The sequence below is a fragment of the Streptomyces griseiscabiei genome, from assembly GCF_020010925.1.
In the GTDB taxonomy this organism is placed as follows: domain Bacteria; phylum Actinomycetota; class Actinomycetes; order Streptomycetales; family Streptomycetaceae; genus Streptomyces; species Streptomyces griseiscabiei.
Genome location: NZ_JAGJBZ010000001.1, coordinates 560,775 through 580,075 on the forward strand (window position 1 = coordinate 560,775; position 19,301 = coordinate 580,075).

The following is a 19,301-nucleotide window of genomic DNA, read 5'->3' on the forward strand; positions in this document are numbered from 1 at the left end:
GGCGGGCTTCTCAGCCGAGCCGGATCACGTTCCACGACAGCGGTTCGAGGACCGCGTTCAGTACGCCGCCTTCCAGCGACGCCCCCTCCCCCGCGTGCGGCGCGACCCGCTCCGGGTCCGCGAGCGTGTTGCGGGCGTCCGGGTCCGCGTCGGCCAGCACGCTGTGCTCGACGATCCGGGTCAGGTCCAGGCCGTTCAGGGCCACTTCGAGCGGCAGTGCCTCCGTACGGCCGCGGTTGACCGCGAAGACGGTCACCGAGCCGTCCTCCGCGCGCACCGCCGTCGCGTGCAGCAGGTCGGCATCGCCGTACTTCTTCGTCCCGTACGTCGGCGAGTCCACCCGTACGTCGAGGACCTCGCCCCGCCCGTACCGGGCGGCCTGGGCGAACGGGAAGAACGTCGTCTGGCGCCAGGCCGGGCCGCCGGGCTCGGTCATGATCGGGGCGATGACGTTGACCAGCTGGGCGAGGCAGGCGACGGTGACGCGGTCGGCGTGCCGGAGGAGGGCGATGAGGAGGGAGCCGAAGACGACCGCGTCGGTGACGCTGTAGTTGTCCTCCAGCAGGCGGGGGGCCTCCGCCCAGTCCCGGGCGCCGGAGTTCTCGATCTCGTGCCACTTCGAGATGTACCAGACGTTCCACTCGTCGAAGGAGAGGTTGATCTTCTTCTTCGACTTGAGGCGGGCGCCGACGTGGTCACAGGTCGCGACCACGTTGTCGATGAACGACTCCATGTCCACGGCGGAGGCCAGGAAGGAGTCGATGTCTCCGTTCTCCGGCTGGTAGTAGGCGTGCAGGGAGATGTGGTCGACGAGGTCGTACGTCTCCGCCAGGACCGTCGCCTCCCACTCGGCGAAGGTCTCCATGGACTGGCTGGAGGAGCCGCAGGCGACGAGTTCGACGCCCGGGTCCATCTGGCGCATCGCGCGGGCCGTCTCGGCGGCGACCCGGCCGTACTCCGTCGCCGTCTTGTGGCCGGTCTGCCAGGGGCCGTCCATCTCGTTGCCCAGGCACCAGAGCCTGATGCCGAAGGGGTCCTTGTCGCCGTGGGCGGCACGGAGGTCGGAGAGGGCGGTGCCGGAGGGGTGGTTGGCGTACTCCTGGAGTTCCAGGGCCTCGGCGACGCCGCGGGTGCCGAGGTTGAGGGCCATCATGGGCTCGGCCTGCGGGCCGACCTTCTTCAGGAAGGCGATGTACTCGGAGAGGCCGAAGCGGTTGGTCTCGGTGGAGCGCCAGGCGAGGTCGAGGCGGCGGGGGCGGTCCTCGACGGGGCCGACGGAGTCCTCCCACTTGTAGCCGGAGACGAAGTTGCCGCCGGGGTAGCGGATCGTGGTGACGCCCAGCTCCCGGACCAGTTCGAGGACGTCGGTGCGCAGGCCCGCCTCGTCGGCGGTGGGGTGGTCCGGTTCGTGGATGCCGGTGTAGACGCAGCGGCCGAGGTGTTCGACGAACGAGCCGAAGAGTCGGGGGTTGACCTCGCCGACCTTGAAAGCGGGGTCGAGGGTGAAGCGGGCGGTGCGGGTCATTGCTGGGCGGCCCTTCGGTACGGAGTGCTCGGCGTGCGCTGTTCGGTATTACGGATGATGCTCGTCGCGTCGAACGGGACGCTATGGTCGATGCCGGGGTCAGTCAATGGGGTCTCATTGGCTGGGTGGGCGTGCGCCCGCGCGTCTGCCGGGCGTGGTTGTCGGGCGAGTGCGGGTCGTTCGTGGTCGCTCGCGCCGTTCCCCGCTCCCCTTGGAGGGCGCTCCCGCCGGCCCCTTCCAGGTGGTTACCGGTAGCGCAACCATCGTTGGCCAGGATTCAACGATCGTTGGAATCTCGTGGTGCCGGCAGGCGGGGGCACGTAGGGTCGGCGCGTGTCTGCGCTTCCCGATTCCCTTGCCGAGACCCTGACGCGACTGGACGCCCGTATCGCGGAGGCCGGTGCCGACCGGGGCCGGATTCTCGACGTACGGGCGCTGGCGGCCCGAACCGCGCTCGGCGAGGACGAGGTACGGGTCCTGCTCGGCGGGGACGCGCCGGTGGCGGACCGGGTCGACGACCGGGTGCGGGGGCGGGTGCGGGCGCTGCACGAGGCGTACGCCGCGCGGAGCGGCAAGCGGGGCGGGGTGGTCTGCCGGGAGGTCGCGGAGCGGCTGTCGATCAGTCCCGAGTGGGCCCGGCAGCTGCTGCTCGGCAAGAAGACGCCGAACGTGTCCGATCTGACCGAACTCGCCGGGTTCTTCGGGGTCGAGGAGGGCATCCGGTTCTTCACCGACCCGGCCGCGACCGTCCTCCGGCGGGAACTCGGTCGCGCCATCGCGGAGTTGGAGGGTGACGCGGACTCCCGGCACCCGGACGGCGACGGGCCGCTGGTCGAGTTCGCCACCCGGCACGGGGTGGTCACGCTCGCACTGCGCGGACAGCGGCTGACCCGTCGCAAGCAGGAGGCCCTCGCTGTCATGCTCGAAGGGCTGCTCGGCGCCGACGACGAGGAGGCCCGGTGATGAGCCGTGGCGAACGCGCGGAGACCGGGCGGGACTTGGCGTTCCCCGGACAGGGCGTGCGCTTCCCCCGGCTGCGCGGGGCGGTGGGCCGGATACGGGCCGCGCTGCTGCCCTCCCGGTCCGCCGCCGAGATGCGGAAGTTGACCGCCGGGCTCAGCAAGGCGGTCCGCGGACGGCTCGAAGCACCGGTGGACGTAAGGGAGTTGGGCGCGGCGCTGTGTGCGGAGATGAGCGCGCGGCGGGGCGGGCGGCCGGTGAAGCTGCGGTTCGAGCGGTTCCCGGACGGGATCGGGGTGACCGGGCTGTGGATGGAGTTCCCCGACTTCGATCTGGTCATCGTCGAGGAGCGGGCGGAGACCGTGCAGCAACTGGTCATCCTGGGACATGAGTTGTGGCACATGCACGCCGGGCACTGCCATCACCATCTGCCGGGCACGCACGCGTCCACACCCACGTCCACGTCCCCATCCGCGTCCCCGTCCTCATCCCCCTCCATGTCCGCGTCCGCGTCCGCGTTGCCGTCGCTCTCCCCCGAGTTGTCGGCCGCGCTCGGGCAAGGGGGGACCCCCATCGCGGCCCGCAACGGCTCGCACGCGTCGGACGAGCAGGAGGCCGAGGACTTCGGACACCGGCTCGCGACCGCCTTCCGGTCCTGGGTGGACAACGGGTCGGCGGCTTCCGCCGACCCGGTCGGGCAGGCCATCCAGGCGTCCCTGGGTTATCGCGGACCACGCGGACGATGAAGGGGACGGCCGTGCCCGCGACGACGACCGGGGCGACGACCGGGGCGCTCGGCTCCAGCGGCCCCGCCGACTTCTTCGGTGATCTGTACATCTCGTTCTGGATCCCCACGGCCGTGCTGACCGTCGCCCTGGTGATCAAACTGCCCAGCATCGTGAAGCTGTGGCGGGACTCGCTGCTGCGGGCGGTCGGCGGACTGCTGCTGCTCGCCGCCTGCGTCTTCGTGTCCGCGGTGCCGTCGGTCATCGCGTGGACCAACCGGGTCGTGGGCGTGCCGAACGTCGCCGCGCCCTGGGTCTACTCCCTCATCACCGCGTTCTGCGCCTCCTGTCTGCTCCTGATAGTCGCCTGGCGCAACGGCCCCGCCGACCGCTCCCCGGCGACCCGGCGGCTCATGCGCTGGGTCCTCGGCGTGTACGTGGGGGTGATCGTCGTCCTGTGGGTGCTGTTCGCGCTGGCGGACGTCCCCCACGAGCGGCTGCGCGACCTCGACACGTACTACGCCACCACGCCCTTCATGCGCGAGGAGATCCTGCTCTATCTCGTCGCGCACACGGCGGCCTGTCTGATCACCTACCGGCTGATACGGAACTGGGTCCGCGCGGACGGTCTCGACGGGTGGCTGCGCGGTGGGCTGACGGCGTTGAGCCTGGGCTGCGCGCTCAATCTGGTGTTCGACGCCGCCAAGCTCACGGCGGTCGTCGCCCGGTGGACGGGACACGATCTGGACTGGCTGAGCACCCATGTGGCGCCGCCGGTCGCCGCGCTGGCGGCCATCTTCATCGCGGTGGGCTTCATCCTGCCGCACGGCGGCCAGTACCTTCAGGACCGCTGGCGGGTGCGGACGAGCCACCGGCGGCTGCGGCCCCTGTATCTGCTGGTGCGCACCGTCGACGGCTCGCGCGTCCCCTTCACGCCGCGCGCCGGCGCCGAACTGCGGCTCACCCGCCGCGAGACCTTCATCCGGGACGCCCTGCTCCGGCTGACCCGTCACCTCGACGAGGAGCTGCGGCGCCGCGCGTACGACGCCGCGCTGGACCTCGGGCACCAGCCGGGCCGGGCGAAGGCCCTCGCGGCGGCCGTCGCCGTCCAGGAGGCGGTGGCCGCGCGGAGGCGGTCACCGGACAGCGGGACGACGGGCGCGCGGACCTTCCCCGGGTTCACGGCCTCCTCCGGCCCCGCCGATCTGCTCCAGGACATCGAGGCCCTGTCACGGGTGCTGCGTGAACCCGCCGAGATCGAGGCGGTACGGGCGCTCGCCGCCGCCTCCACGGCGGACAGCGGTGCGCACGTACGCGAGTGACGCCCGTGGAGGCGTGGCCGCCCCGGTGGTCAGCCCGCGAAGGCCGGCTGGGGCAGGCCCTTGCCCGCGCCCGGTACCACCAGGAGGGAGCCCGAGAGGGGGTGCGGGGTGTCCGTTCCCGTACGGGCCGTCGTGATGTACAGGTCGGTGAGGTCGGGGCCGGCGAAGGCACAGGCGGTGGGGCGGGGGGTGGGGAGGGCGATGGTGCGGTCGAGGGTGCCGGCGGGGGTGTAGCGGCGGACCGCGGCGCCTTCCCAGAGGGCGACCCAGACACCGCCCTCGGCGTCGACGGTGAGGCCGTCGGGGAAGCCCGCGCCGTCCTCGATGGTCACGAAGGGGCGGCGGCCGGCGGGGAGGCGTACGCCGTCCCCGGAGCCCGTGTCCGTCTCCGCGTAGTCGAAGACGTCGATGCGGCGGGTCGGGGAGTCGATGTAGTACATGAGCCGGCCGTCCGGGCTCCAGCCCGTGCCGTTGCTCACGGCCACGTCGTCGAGGACGGTCGAGGTCAGGCCCTCGGCGGTGAAGCGGGCCAGGGTGCCGCCGCCCGGGGCCTCGTCGTAGCGCATGGTGCCGGCGAAGAGGGAGCCGTCGGGGGCGACGGCGGCGTCGTTGGCGCGGCGGCCGGGCACCGGCTCGTGGTGCAGCCAGCGGAACGTGCCGTCGGGGTCGGTCAGGCCGACGCCGTCCCGGAGGTTCAGGACGAGGCCCCCGCCGGCGCGGGGCTTGACCGCGCCGACGTGCTGCTCGGTGACCAGGACCGTGCGGCGCCCGGTGGCCGGGTCGTAGGTGTGGACCCGCGAGCCGAGGATGTCGATCCAGATCAGACGCTGGGCGGCGGCGTCCCAGGTGGGACCCTCGCCGAGGGCCGCGTACTCCCGTACGGCGACGTCGAAGGCGGCGTACCCGCTCATGCCACGCTCCGGTGGCCGAGGCGCTCCGACAGCTCCGCGGCGCCCTTGGCGGCGAGCTGCTCCAGCTCGATCCGGCGGTCGTCGCTCCAGCGGATCATCGGCACGGAGATGGAGAGCGCGGCGACGACCTTGCCGGTGCGGTCGCGGACCGGGGCGGCCACACAGGACACGTCCGGGTTGGACTCGCGGTTCTCCACGGCGAGACCCCGCTCACGGATCCGGGCCAGGGTCTCGCGCAGAGCGGCCGGGTCGGTGATGCTGTTGGGGGTCATGGCGACCAGGTCGGCGTCGTCCGGGATACGGGCGTTCAGCTCGATATCGGGAAGGGAGGCGAGGAGCATCTTGCCCACGGAGGTGCAGTGCGCCGGCAGGCGGCGGCCCGCGGCGGAGACCATGCGGACGGCGTGCGTGGAGTCGACCTTGGCGATGTAGATGACGTCCGTGTACTCCAGGATCGCCACATGCACCGTCTCGTCGCAGGTCTCGGCGACGGATCTGGCCACCTGCTGGCCCTCGGCGGCGAGGTCCAGCTGCTCGGCGTAGCGGCTGCCGAGCTGGTACGGGCGGACACCCAGGCGGTAGCGGCCCGGCTGGCCCTGGACCTGGACGATGTACCCCCGGGCGGCGAGCGTGGTGACCAGCTCGTGCACGGTGGTGCGGGGCAGCTGGAGTCTGCGCACGATGTCGGGGGCGGAGAGTGTGCCGTCCCCGTCCAGGAAGAGCTCCAATATGTCGAGCGCCCGGGTCACGGCAGGTACTAGGCGTCCCACGGTCGGCCCCCTCCCTCTGTTCTGTCCGCGTCGGTCTGACCGCGGCGAGTGTTCGAAATTTCAACTGTCGATCGGCATAACGAACACAGGCTAGTCATAGTGCCCCTGACCGGGCAATGGCCGGGAACACCCTGGGTTCTCGCGGCCGGGAAGCGGCAGGCCGAGCGCAACCGTGGCTGGGGCAGCCGGGGCGGGGAGCGGCCGTCCGGGGCGTACGGGGGTGCGTTGTCGGGCGCGGGCCCGGTGGGGCTTCTCGCGCAGTTCCCCGCGCCCCTTAGGGGTGCTTTCAGAATGCCGGGTGCTTGCGGGCGAGGGTCATGCAGTGGGCGAGCTGGAGGAATGCGTCGTGCATGTCGTCTCTGGTTTCCCAGCGGGTCCGTAGGCGGCGGGGGCCGTGGAGCCAGGCGATGGCGGACTCGGCGACCCACCGGACCTTTCCCAGGCCCGAGCCGTGAGCCTGGCCGCGCCGGGCGATCTTCGGTGTGATGCCGCGCTCGCGCAGACGGCGGCGGTAGGCGTCGTAGTCGTAGCCGCGGTCGGCGTACAGCGTGCGGGGCTTGCGCCGGGGCCGGCCCCGCTTGCCCCGCACCGGCCCAAGGCTGTCGACCAGCGGCAGAAGCTGGGTGACATCGTGACGGTGGCCGCCGGTCAGCGACACCCGCAGCGGAGTGCCGCAGGCGTCGGTCAGCACGTGATGCTTCGAGCCCGGCCGTGCACGGTCAACCGGGCTCGGACCGACTTTTGGGCTGCTTCGCCCCCGCTTGGCCTGCACATGGGAGGCATCGATCGTGGCGCGGGAGAAGTCGAGACGGTCCGCCGCCCGTAACCGGTCCAGCAGCACCCGCTGGAGTTCCTCCCACACCCCCGCCCGCTGCCACTCGGCCAGCCGACGCCAGCAGGTAGGACCCGAACCGAACCCCAACTCCTGCGGCAGGAACTCCCACTGGACACCGGTGTAGAGGACGAACAGCACCCCCTGCAGCGTCTTGCGGTCATCGATCCGCTTGCGCCCCGGATGCCGGAACCGCCGTTCATGCTTCGGCAACAGCGGCTCGATCACCGCCCACAACTCGTCACTGACCTCCCACGGCTTCCGCCGCGCCATGCTCACACCCCACAGAACACGGGATCACCTACACCTCCACCGTGCCACACCACGATCTTTCTGCAAGGACTCCTTAAAAGCAGGGCCCCTGCGGGCCCTGAAAAGCGACGGACCGCGGGTCCGGAAGGCGGCGGGCGGGTGGGTCCGGAAGGCGGCGGGCGGGTGGGTCCGGAAGGCGGCGGGCGGGTGGGTCCGGAAGGCGGCGGGCGGGTGGGTCCGGAAGGCGGCGGGCGGGTGGGTCCGGAAGGCGGCGGGCGGGTGGGGAAAGGCAAGGGGCGCAGCCCCTGCTTTTCAGGGGCGCGGGGAACTGCGCGAGAAGCCCCACGCACCCGCACCCGCCGACGAGACCGCACCCCCACCCCCATAGGCGCCCCGGTCAACGCCGCCCGCGCGGACCCCCCAGCTCCCCCCGCAACCGCTGCGCCCGCAGCACCAGCTCCAGCTCGAACCGCCGGTCGGGGTCGTCGATCTCGTCACCCCACAGCTCCCGGATCTGCCGCAACCGATAGCGGACGGTTTGCGGGTGCACACCAAGGCGCGTGGCGATCTCGGGCGCCCCGCCCCGCGTCTCCAGCCACGCGAGAAGCGTCTCGGCGAGACGGCGGCCGTGGGTGGGGCCGCAGTGGGCGAGAGGGGCGAGACAGCGCAGGGCGAGGTCGTCGATGAGTTCCTCGGGCTGGAGGAGGACGAGCGCCTCGGTGTGTTCCGTGCAGTGCAGCACCTCACCCCCGGGCAGCAGCCGGCGCTCCATCAGCCGGACCGCCGCCTCCGCCCAGCGCAGCGACTTCGCCGCGTCGGTGAGCGGCACCGGGGGGCCGATCGCGCCGGACCAGCCGGTCAGGGCGCGGTGGAGGAGTTCGGGGCGGCCGGCCGCGTCCGGTTCGGGGACGACCATCCGGGGCTGCTCGTACTCCATGTCGAGCAGCACGCCCTGGCCGACGGCGGGAGCCATGGCCTCACGGGCGGGACGTAACAGGACCCCGACCGCGACCTTCTCCGGCAGGGTCCAGCCGATCCGGGCGGCGCGTTCGGTGAGCGCGTCGGCCGGGTCGCCCCGGTGGTGCTCGGCCAACAGCAGCTCCATCAAACGGCGTTGCAGTCGCAGCCGTTCGCCCGCCTGTCTCGCCGCCGCCTCCGCGTAACCGCGCACCGACTGGTCCACCAGGCCGTCCAGGTACTCGTATCCGGCGTCGACGAGTTCGTACATCGCGGGCGGCGGGATCTCCACACGCTGGCCGATCTCCGCGAAGCGGCGCCAGGCGAGGCGGACGCCGAGGCGGTAGATCGCCTGGAGCGAGTCGAGGCTGCGGCCGTTGAGGCCCTCGCCGCGGCCGAACTCCTGGAAGACACCGGGAGGGACGCGCGGCCGGCCCTCGGCGGTCTCCAGGTGCTGGACGAAGACCTCGATCGCGCGGCGGATGCCGATGAGGGCCATCGGCTCGCCGGAGTCGTCGAGGACGACGGGCAGTTGCGGGTACTCGCGGCGGATCTCGCCCAGGATCTCCTCGGCGAGGGCGGGGGCCTCGGCCATGGCGATCGCGGCGAACTCGCGCACCTGGAGCCGCGGTACGTCGTGCCAGGCGGAGCGGACGGTGACGGTTCCCGGGCCCGAGGTCACCCCTCAGCGCTCCTGGCCGGCGTTCTCGTACGTGATGAGCGGGGTGTTCGGCTGGTCGGGGGTCGCGTCCAGCGACGCGACGATGCCGAGCGCGGCGCCCACGGCGAGAGCGGCGGCGGCCACCATGGTCAGCGCGGCGGCGAGCAGTCGGGACATGGCAGGGCAGCCTCTCGGTCGACAGGTCGTCCCCACCCAGGGCACCCCGCACGCGCACCGCACGCACACTTCGACGGGACCGGCGCGCGGTCCCTGGGCCGCCGGCTCGTCCAGGCCGTCGGCTCCGGCCCCAGTGTCAGCAATGCATTGACACTGCGTCAAGAGTCCGCCTACGGTTCCCGGCCCATACGCAACCCGTCGGTAGCCCGAAGCGCAGCCCGTGTTCCGCCCCCTGCCCCGCCCTCTCCGCACGCGCACGTTCCCCTGGGCGTCGCCTCTGCCGCGCGCCTGCCCGAGCCGCACCTCCCAACGCCCCCTGGAGTGCCCGGATGCGCCGTACCACCTCACCTTTCTCCCTGGTCCTGCTGGGCCTCGGCACCTTTCTGCTGGTTCTCGCGCCGCTGCTCGCCTGGTACGTGGAGCCACGGGCCGCCGTCAATCCGATCGACATCGACACCACCGCCGTCTACACCGGCACGGGCAGCGTCTTCGACGTGGAGCAGGTGAAGACCGTGCCGGGCCAGGAGATCACCGTGACCCAGCGGGTGCGCGGCGACGTGGCCGAAAGCGAGCGCAGCGGGGCCGCGGTGTGGGATGTGATCACCTCGGTCGACACGAAGAAGTCGCTGCCGGCGGCCGACCCGCACGACGCGCTGGACTTCACCCCGCACCGCTGGGTCAGCGACCGGAAGACCAACCGGCCGGTGCACTGCTGCGACGAGAAGCCGTACATCGAGGGCGAGGCCTATCTGAAGTTCCCCTTCGACGTGCAGGAACGCTCCTACCGCTGGTGGGACAACACGCTCGGCGCGACGGTGACGCTCCACTACGAGGGCCGCAAGAAGGTCCGGGGCTACGAGGGGCTGCGTTTCACGGCGAAGGTCCCGGCCACCAGGACCGGCACCCGGCTGGTCCCCGGCGCCCTCGTCGACGCGCCGGAGCGGCCGCAGGTGCTGGCCGAGGAGTGGTACGCCAACCACGGTCTGGAACTGGTCGTCGACCAGAGCACAGGGCGGGTGCTGTACGCGCAGACCGGGCCGCGCCGGACCCTCAGGGCACCCGGCGGGGACGAGGACGCGGCGGTGCTGCTCGACAGCGAGAAGCTCGCGTTCACCCCGGCCACGCAGAAGTTCGCGGTGGACCAGGCGGAGAAGGACAGCGGACTGCTGCGGCTGGTGGGGCTGACGGTGCCGATCGGTGGTGCTGTGGCCGGGTTCGTCCTCGCCGCGGTGGGTGCCGTTTTGGTCGTACGCGGAAGGCGGCGCCCCGATACGTCCGAGTCCTCCCAGGAACCGATCACGATGTGACAGGGCGTCAGTTCAATAAACCCCGGAAATTGTCACGCCGGTGAGTAGCAGTGTCGATCCGCTGGGCGAAAACTGTCCACCCCACCTGAGCACAGCCCACCCACACCCCGTCCACCGACGCCTACAAGGAACGAGAGTCCCGCTAGCCCCGTCCGGACCCCCCGCCCACCGGAACATCCCCCACAGCGAACGTCCTTCTCCCCGCTGAGTTCCGCACCCCGAGACGAGTTGGAGCACCCATGCCCCAGCACGTGCCGTTCTCGCTGGTCGAGGTGTTTCCGCGCCTGGACCGGCATCGGCCGGCAGGCCCCCCACAGCCGCGCCGGATCGTCTTTCTCGCCCGCCGTGACCTCGGCAATCCGGCGGCGGGGGGCTCCGAGCTCCTCGTCGACCGGCTCGCCGACGGCCTGACCCGGCTCGGCCACCAGGTCACCCTGCTGTGCGGTGGCCCGGCGGCCAACCGCGACTACCGGGTCGTGTCGGCCGGCGGCGACCTGAGCCACCATCTGCGCGCCAAGTCGGCCTTCGCCCGGCAGATCGGCGACTGCGACCTGCTCGTCGAGGTGTGCAACGGCATGCCCTATCTGGCCCCGCTCTGGCACCAGGGCCCGACGATGTGCCTGGTCAACCATGTGCACACGGATCTGTGGCAGCTGCGGTTCGGCGGCGCGCTGGCGCCCGCCGCACGGCTCGGCCGCAGGCTCGAACACTGGTCGCTGACGGCCGCGCAGCGTCGCAACCTGATGGTCGCGGTCTCCTCCTCCACCGCCGGCGCGCTCCGCGCGATCGGGGTGGACCGGGAACGCATCCGCGTCGTGCACAACGGCGTCGAGGAACCCGGGCCGCGCGCCGAACGCTCCCCCGAGCCGCTGTTCGTGGCGGTGGGGCGGCTCGTCGAGTACAAGCGGATCGATCTGCTGCTGCGGCTGTGGGAGCGGGTCCGGCCGGTCACCGGCGGACGGCTCGTGATCATCGGTGACGGGCCCGAGCGAGCGCGGCTGGAGGCGATGGCCGGGGCGGGCGTGGAGTTCGCCGGGCATGTCACCGAGGAGGAGAAGCACCGGCTGCTGTGCGCGGCCTGGCTGCTGCTGCACCCCTCGGCCGTGGAGGGGTGGGGGCTGGTCGTCACGGAGGCGGCCGTACGGGAGACGCCGTCGGTGGCCTTCGACGTACCCGGGCTGCGGGATTCCGTCGTGGACGGGGAGACCGGCGTGCTGGCGCGGGGGGAGTCGTCCTTCGCGGCGGCGTGGTGTGCGCTGGCGTTGTCGACCGATCGGCGGGTGCTGATGGGGAAGGCGGCGCGGGAGCGGGCCGCGCACTACCGGTGGGACCGGACCGTGCGGCAGTTCGGGGCGGTGGCTGCGGAGGCGGTGCGGGGGTTTGTCCGGTGAGCGCGAAAGGGGGTGCCTCGTCCGTCCGTCGGCGGCTGCGGGTCGTTCGTGGCTGGTCGCGCAGTTCCTCGCGCCCCTTCAAGGGCGCTGTAGCCGGCCCGAGTCTCCAGGACCCCTCTTTTCGGCGCTCCCTCGCGCTCTTCCGGGCCTTCATGCGGGAGCAGGACGATCCCGAGTACTGCTATGCGCTGCTCGCGCGGGATGCCGTCGATCAGGTCGAGGCGTACGGGGGCGGGCCCGTCGACGGGCTGACCGTGGTCGATGTCGGGGGCGGGAGCGGGTACTTCACCGAGGAGTTCCGGCGGCGGGGGGCCAACGCCTACCTGTTCGAGCCGGATCTGCGGGAGTTGGGGACGAAGCCGCCCGAAGGGGCGGTCGTCGCCGACGGGTATCTGCTGCCGCTGGCCGACGGGGTCGCGGACGTCACGTTCACCTCCAATGTGCTGGAGCACGTGGCCGATCCGCCGACGTTCATCAGCGAGCTGGTCCGGGTCACCCGGCCCGGCGGGCTGATCTATGTGTCGTTCACCAACTGGCTCTCCCCGTGGGGCGGGCACGAGTGGGCGCCCTGGCACTACCTGGGGGCGGAGCGGGCGCGGGCCCGCTATCGGCGCCGTACGGGCAAGGACGCCAAGCACACGCTCGGCGAGAACCTCTTCGCCGTGCACATCGGAAGCACTTTGCGGCAGGTGCGCGGCCGGGACGACGTGACGGTCGTGTCGGCGCGCTCCCGCTACTGGCCGTTTCTCGCGGAGACCGTCGTGAAGGCGCCGGGTCTGCGTGAGTTCGCCACCTGGAACCTTCTCCTCATCCTCCGGCGGTGTCCACCATGACGAGCACGGTCCAGGCTCCACCTCCCGCGCCGGTAAGACCGGCCACCACGACCGGAGGCCCCCCCGAGGGGCCTCGGTCGCGGCGCTGGCTGCTGGGGTTCTGGGCCGTGGTGTTCGTGCTGCTGGTCGCGGCGCAGCCGGGGCGGCAGACCTTCGACACCAAGCTCGGGGTCACCACCGATCCCTGGCAGTTCGTCTCCGACCTCGGGCAACTGTGGCACGACCGGGGCGGGTTCGGCGGCATCGCGGACCAGTACGTCGGCTACCTGTGGCCGATGCTGCCGTACTACGGGCTGACCGATCTTCTCGCGCTGCCGGTGTGGCTGGCGGAGCGGCTGTGGCTGTCGCTGATCGTGTCGGTGGCGTTCTGGGGTGCGCTGCGGCTGGCCGAGCGGCTGGGGGTCGGGAGTTCCGCGTCGCGGCTGCTGGCCGCCGGCGCCTATGCGCTGTGGCCCGTGTTCACCACGGTCGTGGGGTCGACCTCGGCCGCCGCGCTGCCCGGCGCGTTCCTGCCGTGGGTGCTGCTGCCGCTGACGGACGAGCGGTACAGCGCGCGGGTCGCGGCGCTGCGGTCGGCGCTGGTCATCCCCTTCATGGGCGGGGTCAACGCGTCCGCCACGCTCGCCTCGCTGCTGCCCGTCGGGCTGTATCTGCTCACCCGGCCGCCGGGACCGCGTATGCGGAGGATGATCACCTGGTGGGTGCCGGGGGTGATCCTGGCGACCGCGTGGTGGGTGGTGCCGCTGCTGCTGCTCGGCTTCTACGGGGAGAACTTCCTTCCCTACGTGGAGAGTTCGCAGACGACGACGGCCACCATGTCGGCCACCGAGGCGCTGCGGGGCGCCGGCAACTGGGTGGGGTATCTGCACTTCGGTGAGGCCTGGCTGCCCGCCGGGTGGTCCGTCGCCGCCTCCGTGATCGTGGTCCTGTCGTCGGCGCTGGCGGCCGGGCTGGGCCTCGCCGGGCTGGCGCGGCGGGACATGCCCGAGCGCCGGTGGCTGGTGCTGACCGTGCTGGTGGTCGCGCTGGTCACGCTCGCCGGGTACGGCGGTGCGCTCGGGGCGCCCTTCCACGGGGTGGTCCAGGACTGGCTGAACTCGGGGCTCGCGCCCTTCCGGAACATCTACAAGTTCCAGACCGGGCTGGCGCTCGCGCTCGTCCTCGGGCTGGCGCATCTGGTCGGGGTGGCCGCGCAGGCGCGTGGGGCCCGCCGGGTGCGGGGGCGGCGGTTCGCCCCGCTGATCGCGGCCGTGCTGGTACTCCCGGGGCTGATGTGGCCGTACCTCAACGGGGCGGTGCTGCAACCCGGTTCGTTCCAGGAGCTGCCCAAGTACTGGCAGTCGACGGCCGACTGGCTGAAGAAGTACTCGCCGGACTCACGGGCGCTGGTGGTGCCCGCCACCGCGCACGGCATCTACACCTGGGGCACCACCGTCGACCAGCCGCTCGACGTGCTCGCCGAGTCCCGCTGGGCGCAGCGCGACTACGTCCCCTTCGGCACCCCCGGCAACCGGCGCGCCATGGACGCGGTCGAGCAGGCGCTGCTGACGGGCGCCGAAGTCCCGGGTCTGGCCGACTACTTGAGCCGGGCGGGGCTGTACTACGTGGTCGTACGCAACGACCTGGACCCGGACCAGCTCGGCGCGGTGCCGACGACGACCGTGAAGCGGACCCTGGAGCAGTCCGGGTACGAGCGGGTCACCGGCCTCGGGCCGACGATGACCGGCGGACGGATCGCCGAGGGCACCCCGCTGCAGGTGGAGGGGTTGTACGCGCGGCAGCGGGCCGTGGAGATCTACCGGCCCGCCGCGGACGTACCGCGTCCCGGGCAGGCGGGGCTGAAGGCGATCGCGGACACGGCCGTCGTCTCCGGCGGGCCCGAGTCGCTGCTGCCGCTGGCCGCCGACCCGGAGCTGCGGGACCGGGCGACCGTACTGACCGGCGACAACCACCCCGGGCTCGGCACCCCGGCCGTACAGGTGGTCGGTGACGGGCTGCGGCGGGCGGACACCCGGTTCGGCCTGGTCAACGCCAACACGTCGTACACGTATACGGCGGACGAGCGGAACCCGAGCGGAAGCGTGCAGAACGCCGGTGAGCCGCCGAAGCAGATCCTGCCGGTGTCGGGGCTGGACCACCAGACGGTGGCCGAACTGCGCGGTGCCAAGTCGGTGACCGCGTCGACCAGCGGCAACTGGCTGTTCCATCTGCCGCAGTACGACCCGGTGAACGCCTTCGACGGCGACCTGGGCACCGCCTGGGCGGAGGGCGCGGCCGGGTCGGCGGACGGGCAGTGGCTGCGGATCGACTTCGAGGAGGCCCGGGACATCCCGGAGACCTTCGAGGTCACCCCGCTGCCGCAGGACGGGGTGCGGTCGGCGCCGACCCGGATCAAGGTGGAGACCGAGCGGGGCTCGCGCTCCACGAACCTCCAGGCCGACGGCTCCACCCAGACGGTCAACGCCCGTGCCGGTGAGACGAGTTGGCTGAAGATCACGATCCTGGACTCGGCGGAACGGCGCACCGGGCTGGTCGGCGCGGGCTTCGCCGAGGTCGACATCCCGGGCGTCAAGGTCACCCGGATGCTGCGGCTGCCGACCGACGCGAAGGACGCCGACGCGTCCGCCGAGGTGATCTCGCTGCAGCGGGCCGCCGACCCGACTGGCCTCTCCCCCACGGGCACCGAGCCCGGTCTGCACCGGACCTTCGCCACCACCACGGCGGGCACGTACGCGATGAAGGCGACGGCCGTGCCCGTGCCGGGCGACGCGCTGGACAAGCTGCTGTACGAGGTGGCCCCCGACCAGCAGACCCGGATGACGGCGACCGCCGACTCCACGGCCGCCCTGGGCTCCGGGCTGTCGCCGCGCAACCTGACGGACGGCGATCTGACCACGGCGTGGATCGCGGGCGACAAGCCCACGATCCATCTGAGCTGGAAGGACAAGTGGCCGGTGGGCTCGCTCGTCCTGGCCCCGGCGGGCGGGCTGTCGACCCGTGCGACGCAGGTCGAGATCAGCTCCCCGGACGGCGCGGTCGTCGCCGGTGTCGACGAGAACGGCTGGGTGCGCTTCGACCCGATCACCACCGACCAGCTCGACATCACCGTCACCGAGACGGCCCCGATGACCGTCCACAACCCGGTCGCCGACGACGACCTGCAGCTCCCGGTCGGCCTCACCGAGGCGTACATCCCGGCCCTCGACCAGTTCCGCACCCCGCAGCCCGCCCCGACCCGGGACTTCGAGCTGCCGTGCGGCAAGGGCCCGGCGGTCGAGGTCGACGGGACGCTGTACGAGACGAGCGCGACGGGGACCGTACGGGACCTGGTGGAGCGGCGGCCGATCGATCTGACGCTCTGCCAGAACGGCGAGACGAGCCAGGGGTTGGAGCTGGACGCGGCCGACCGGCACACCTTCGAGTCCGAGGACAGCGGCGCCCTGGCCGTCACCACGGTGACGCTCACCCGGGGATCGGTCACCGAACCCGCTGCCTCCGGACGGGAGTTGGGCATCCGGGACTGGCTCGGCGACCGGCGCGAGGTCACCGTCGGCGACGGCGCGGCCTCCTATCTGACGACGTACGAGAACTTCAACGACGGCTGGAAGGCCACGCTGGGCGGCCGTGAGCTGACCCCGGTCCGGCTCGACGGCTGGCAGCAGGGCTGGCGGATCCCGGGCGGCGCGGGCGGCACGGTCAAGCTGTCGTACGAACCGTCCGTGACGTACGAGGCCGGGCTGATCGGTGCGGGAGTGGGCCTCGCGGCCCTGATCGGGCTGGCCCTCTGGCGCCGCCGGGAGCCCAACCCCGACGCACCGCAGCCGACACCGCCGGGGCCCGGTCTCTGGCTCGGCGTGGTCGCCCTCACCCTCGTCGGCGTCGTCGTCGCGGGCTTCCTCGCCCTCCTCGTCCCGCTCCTGGCGCTCCTCGCCCTGAAGCGGCACACCCTGCTCGTGCCGATCGCGTTCCTCGCCCTGGCCGGCGCCGGCGTCGCCGCCGCCTTCGGGGCGGGCGAGCCGGTGGCGTCGGACACGGGCGCGTTCGGGCCGGTGGCCCAGCTCCTCGCCCTGATCGGGTTGTTCGCTGCCCTGGTGAGCGTGGGCGCGGATGCCGCGCCCGCACCCGAACGGCCGGGCTCCACAAGGGAGTTCGCGGTACCGCCGGGGGCGCACGCACCCACCGAGCCGCTGCCGCAGCGGCGGCGGATCGGCCGCAGGACGCTGAACGGCGAGCCGGGAAGGTCCGGCGGGGCCCAGGGGAACGCGGGAGGAGGCGACGGGGCCGTGGCCAGTCCGACGATCTCCGCGCGCGGGCCGGGTTCCCCGCAGGGCGATCCGGACGACCAGGACACCCCGACCCGGCGGATCCCGCTCACCAAGCCGAAGCCGGGGGCGGCACCGCCGGAGGACGGCGGGGCCGGCGGTACGGGCGGTACGGGGAGGGGGGAACCGGCATGACGACGCTGGACCACCCCGCGCGGGACGACGCGGCCCCCGGGCCCGTCCGGATCCCCTTCCCGGTGGTCGACGAGGTGTCCCGGCACTGTCTCCAGGAGGAGGAGCCCGAGACCGTCCACATCGAGGTCCACCTCCCCGGGCGCCTCGACCCCGACCGTCTGCGGACCGCGTTCACCGCCGCGCTCCGGCGCCACCCCCGCATCCTCATGCGGGAGGCGCCGGGCCGGTGGTACCGCCGCCGCTACGAGTGGGAGCTGACGGAGGAACCCGAGGTCGAGGTGGTGGCCTTCCTCCCGGCGGGCCCGCACGCCCTGCGGGACGCCCGCACCAGAGCCCTGATCGAGGCACCCCCGCTGACCCTGTCTCCCCCGATCCGCCTGGAGGTGGTGGAGGGGGCGGGCCCGGCGGTGGGCAGCGAGGCGAGCGACGACGTGGGCCACGTGGTCAGGCGCCCGGGGCCGGGTGCGCCCGCAGGGACCTTCCGCGACCCGACGGTACGAGGTGCCGCCACGCCCACCGGAACAGGCACCGGCACCGTCCTCTTCCTCACCATCAACCACACCGCGCTGGACGGCCCCGCCTGCCTCCGTATCCTCGCCACCGCGGCGGAGCTGTACGGCGGCGAGGACAACGCCCCCACCGCCCCGCCCGTCCGCCCCGCCCGCACCCAGGACGAACCGGCCCCGGCCGGGACGGACACCCCCTCCACCTGGTCCCGCCCCGCCCGCGTGGCCCGGGGCGCCCCCGAACCCTCCCCCGGCAACGGCCTCCTCGTCACCGAGCTCCCCGTCCCCCGCCGCCCCAAATCCGCCCCCTACACCGTGAACGACCAGCTCATGGTCACCACGGCCCTGATGCTCGCCCACTGGAACCGGGAACACGGCGCCCACCCCCGCCCGCTGCGCATCACGATGCCCGTGGACGACCGCCCGAGGGACACGGACATGCCGATCGGCAACGGCACCCGCCTGGTCGAAGTCCCCTTCGCACCGGCGGAGTTGCACCAGGCCCACACCCCCCTCGCCACCCTGCTGCGGCGCACGGCGGACCGCACCCGCGCCCTGAAGTCCGCCCCGCGCCCCCAACTGGGCCACGGCGCCTCCCTGCTGACCGCCCCGGTGGTCCCCGTGTCCTGGCGGGCCGCCCTCACCCGGGGCCTGCGCCGGGCCGCCGCCCCCTGGACCTCGACCACCCTCCTCAGCAACATCGGCCGTATCCCCTACGCCCTGGACTTCGGCGAGGAGGCCGGACGCGCGCACGCCGTCTGGTTCTCGGCCCCCGCCCGCATGCCCCGCGGCCTCACCGTCACGACCGCCTCCACGGCGGGCCGCCTCCATGTGGCCCTGCGCTGGTCCCGCGCCCTGCTCAGCCATGGCGACGGCGCCCATCTCCGCGACCTCTTCGAGCACTATCTGCACGCGACGGAAGAGGACATCGAGTGACTCCGACGCCGACCACCGCACCCACCGGCACCCCGGCGAACGGGCCGCGCGACGGGCTTCGGGACTTCTACGAGGACCCCTCCGTCCCCGTCGCCTCCGGCACCCCCCGCAGCCTCGCCCAGGCCCGCATGCTGGCGGCGGCCCTCGGCCCGGCGACCGGCGGCGACGGCCCCCGCACGATCCTCGACATCGGCTGCGGCGACGGCACGGCCGCCGCCACCGCCGCGCCCCTCCTCCCCGGCCACCGCATCATCGGCGTCGACTGGTCCCAGGACGCCCTGCGCCGCGCCCGCACCCGCGTGCCGTACGCGATCCGGGGCGAACTGGCGGACGGCGGGCTGCCGTTGCGGTCGGAGTCCGCGGACGCGGTGCTGTTCAGCGAGGTCATCGAGCATCTGGTGGACCCGGACTCCGCGCTCGACGAGATCCGTCGCGTCCTGCGCCCCGGCGGCCATCTGATGCTGTCGACGCCCAACCTGGCCGCCTGGTACAACCGCGCCCTGCTCCTCGCGGGCGTCCAGCCGGTGTTCTCGGAGGTGAGTCTGCGGGGCATCCACGGCCGCCCGGGGAAGGAGGTCGTGGGCCATCTGCGGCTCTACACCGCCCGCGCGCTGCGGGAGTTCGTGGCCGCGTCCGGCTTCGAGGTCGTACGGCTGCGCGGGGCGCCCTTCCACGGCGTACCGCGCCCCCTGCGTCCGCTGGACCGGCTGGCCTGTGCGGCTCCCTCGGCCGCGTCGATCCTGCTGCTGCACGCGCGGAGGACGTAGCCGATGTGGTGG

General features: G+C 72.8%; 15 protein-coding genes. 9 read left to right on the forward strand and 6 right to left on the reverse strand.

Features of this window, described 5'->3' with window-relative positions; genetic code table 11:
- Positions 1 to 10 precede the first annotated feature (10 nt).
- Positions 11 to 1,525: an arabinosylfuranosidase ArfA gene (gene arfA, locus J8M51_RS02385; RefSeq protein WP_086763863.1), complete on the reverse strand. Its 1,515-nt coding sequence runs from the start codon at positions 1,523 to 1,525 to the stop codon at positions 11 to 13.
- Between the two features lie 333 nt (positions 1,526 to 1,858).
- Here arfA and J8M51_RS02390 point away from each other — a divergent pair, with 333 nt between their 5' ends.
- The 3 genes from J8M51_RS02390 (at position 1,859) to J8M51_RS02400 (ending at position 4,532) form a co-directional block, all read left to right on the forward strand.
- A complete protein-coding gene (locus J8M51_RS02390) occupies positions 1,859 to 2,488 on the forward strand; it encodes a transcriptional regulator (protein ID WP_216590528.1) in 630 nt (209 codons plus the stop codon).
- A gap of 131 nt (positions 2,489 to 2,619) precedes the next feature.
- A complete protein-coding gene (locus J8M51_RS02395; protein WP_086763916.1) occupies positions 2,620 to 3,231 on the forward strand; it encodes a toxin-antitoxin system, toxin component in 612 nt (203 codons plus the stop codon).
- Positions 3,228 to 4,532, forward strand: a complete 1,305-nt coding sequence (locus J8M51_RS02400) for an MAB_1171c family putative transporter (RefSeq protein WP_179203511.1) — start codon at positions 3,228 to 3,230, stop codon at positions 4,530 to 4,532. The genes J8M51_RS02395 and J8M51_RS02400 overlap by 4 nt, the downstream gene beginning before the upstream one ends.
- Before the next feature lie 29 nt (positions 4,533 to 4,561).
- On the opposite strand, the gene J8M51_RS02405 is transcribed toward J8M51_RS02400, so the two are convergent.
- The 5 genes from J8M51_RS02405 to J8M51_RS02425 form a co-directional block, all read right to left on the reverse strand.
- Positions 4,562 to 5,443, reverse strand: a complete 882-nt coding sequence (locus J8M51_RS02405; RefSeq protein ID WP_216590530.1) for an SMP-30/gluconolactonase/LRE family protein — start codon at positions 5,441 to 5,443, stop codon at positions 4,562 to 4,564.
- Positions 5,440 to 6,213 (reverse strand): IclR family transcriptional regulator, encoded by a 774-nt coding sequence (locus tag J8M51_RS02410; protein WP_086756330.1) that lies wholly within the window; start codon positions 6,211 to 6,213, stop codon positions 5,440 to 5,442. The genes J8M51_RS02405 and J8M51_RS02410 overlap by 4 nt, the downstream gene beginning before the upstream one ends.
- 286 nt (positions 6,214 to 6,499) lie before the next feature.
- Entirely contained in the window at positions 6,500 to 7,318 is an 819-nt protein-coding gene (locus J8M51_RS02415; RefSeq protein WP_086756328.1) for an IS5 family transposase, read from the reverse strand.
- A 376-nt stretch (positions 7,319 to 7,694) separates the two neighbouring features.
- Positions 7,695 to 8,936, reverse strand: a complete 1,242-nt coding sequence (locus J8M51_RS02420; protein WP_216591337.1) for a helix-turn-helix domain-containing protein — start codon at positions 8,934 to 8,936, stop codon at positions 7,695 to 7,697.
- Between the two features lie 3 nt (positions 8,937 to 8,939).
- Complete coding sequence (locus J8M51_RS02425; protein WP_179203426.1) at positions 8,940 to 9,092, reverse strand: hypothetical protein; 153 nt, start codon at positions 9,090 to 9,092, stop codon at positions 8,940 to 8,942.
- Between the two features lie 329 nt (positions 9,093 to 9,421).
- On the opposite strand from J8M51_RS02425, the gene J8M51_RS02430 reads away from it, so the two are divergent.
- The 6 genes from J8M51_RS02430 (at position 9,422) to J8M51_RS02455 (ending at position 19,289) form a co-directional block, all read left to right on the forward strand.
- On the forward strand, positions 9,422 to 10,399 hold the full coding sequence (locus J8M51_RS02430) for a DUF3068 domain-containing protein (protein ID WP_086762300.1): 978 nt from the start codon (positions 9,422 to 9,424) through the stop codon (positions 10,397 to 10,399).
- Positions 10,400 to 10,638: 239 nt separating this feature from the next.
- Positions 10,639 to 11,790, forward strand: a complete 1,152-nt coding sequence (locus tag J8M51_RS02435) for a glycosyltransferase family 4 protein (protein WP_086762760.1) — start codon at positions 10,639 to 10,641, stop codon at positions 11,788 to 11,790.
- Between the two features lie 152 nt (positions 11,791 to 11,942).
- Positions 11,943 to 12,623 (forward strand): class I SAM-dependent methyltransferase, encoded by a 681-nt coding sequence (locus J8M51_RS02440; protein ID WP_086762758.1) that lies wholly within the window; start codon positions 11,943 to 11,945, stop codon positions 12,621 to 12,623.
- Positions 12,620 to 17,080: an alpha-(1->3)-arabinofuranosyltransferase domain-containing protein gene (locus J8M51_RS02445; RefSeq protein WP_267299281.1), complete on the forward strand. Its 4,461-nt coding sequence runs from the start codon at positions 12,620 to 12,622 to the stop codon at positions 17,078 to 17,080. The genes J8M51_RS02440 and J8M51_RS02445 overlap by 4 nt, the downstream gene beginning before the upstream one ends.
- A complete protein-coding gene (locus tag J8M51_RS02450) occupies positions 17,077 to 18,522 on the forward strand; it encodes a condensation protein (protein ID WP_267298925.1) in 1,446 nt (481 codons plus the stop codon). Before J8M51_RS02445 ends, J8M51_RS02450 begins: the two co-directional genes overlap by 4 nt.
- Positions 18,519 to 19,289: a class I SAM-dependent methyltransferase gene (locus J8M51_RS02455; RefSeq protein WP_216591413.1), complete on the forward strand. Its 771-nt coding sequence runs from the start codon at positions 18,519 to 18,521 to the stop codon at positions 19,287 to 19,289. The genes J8M51_RS02450 and J8M51_RS02455 overlap by 4 nt, the downstream gene beginning before the upstream one ends.
- Positions 19,290 to 19,301: the final 12 nt, after the last annotated feature.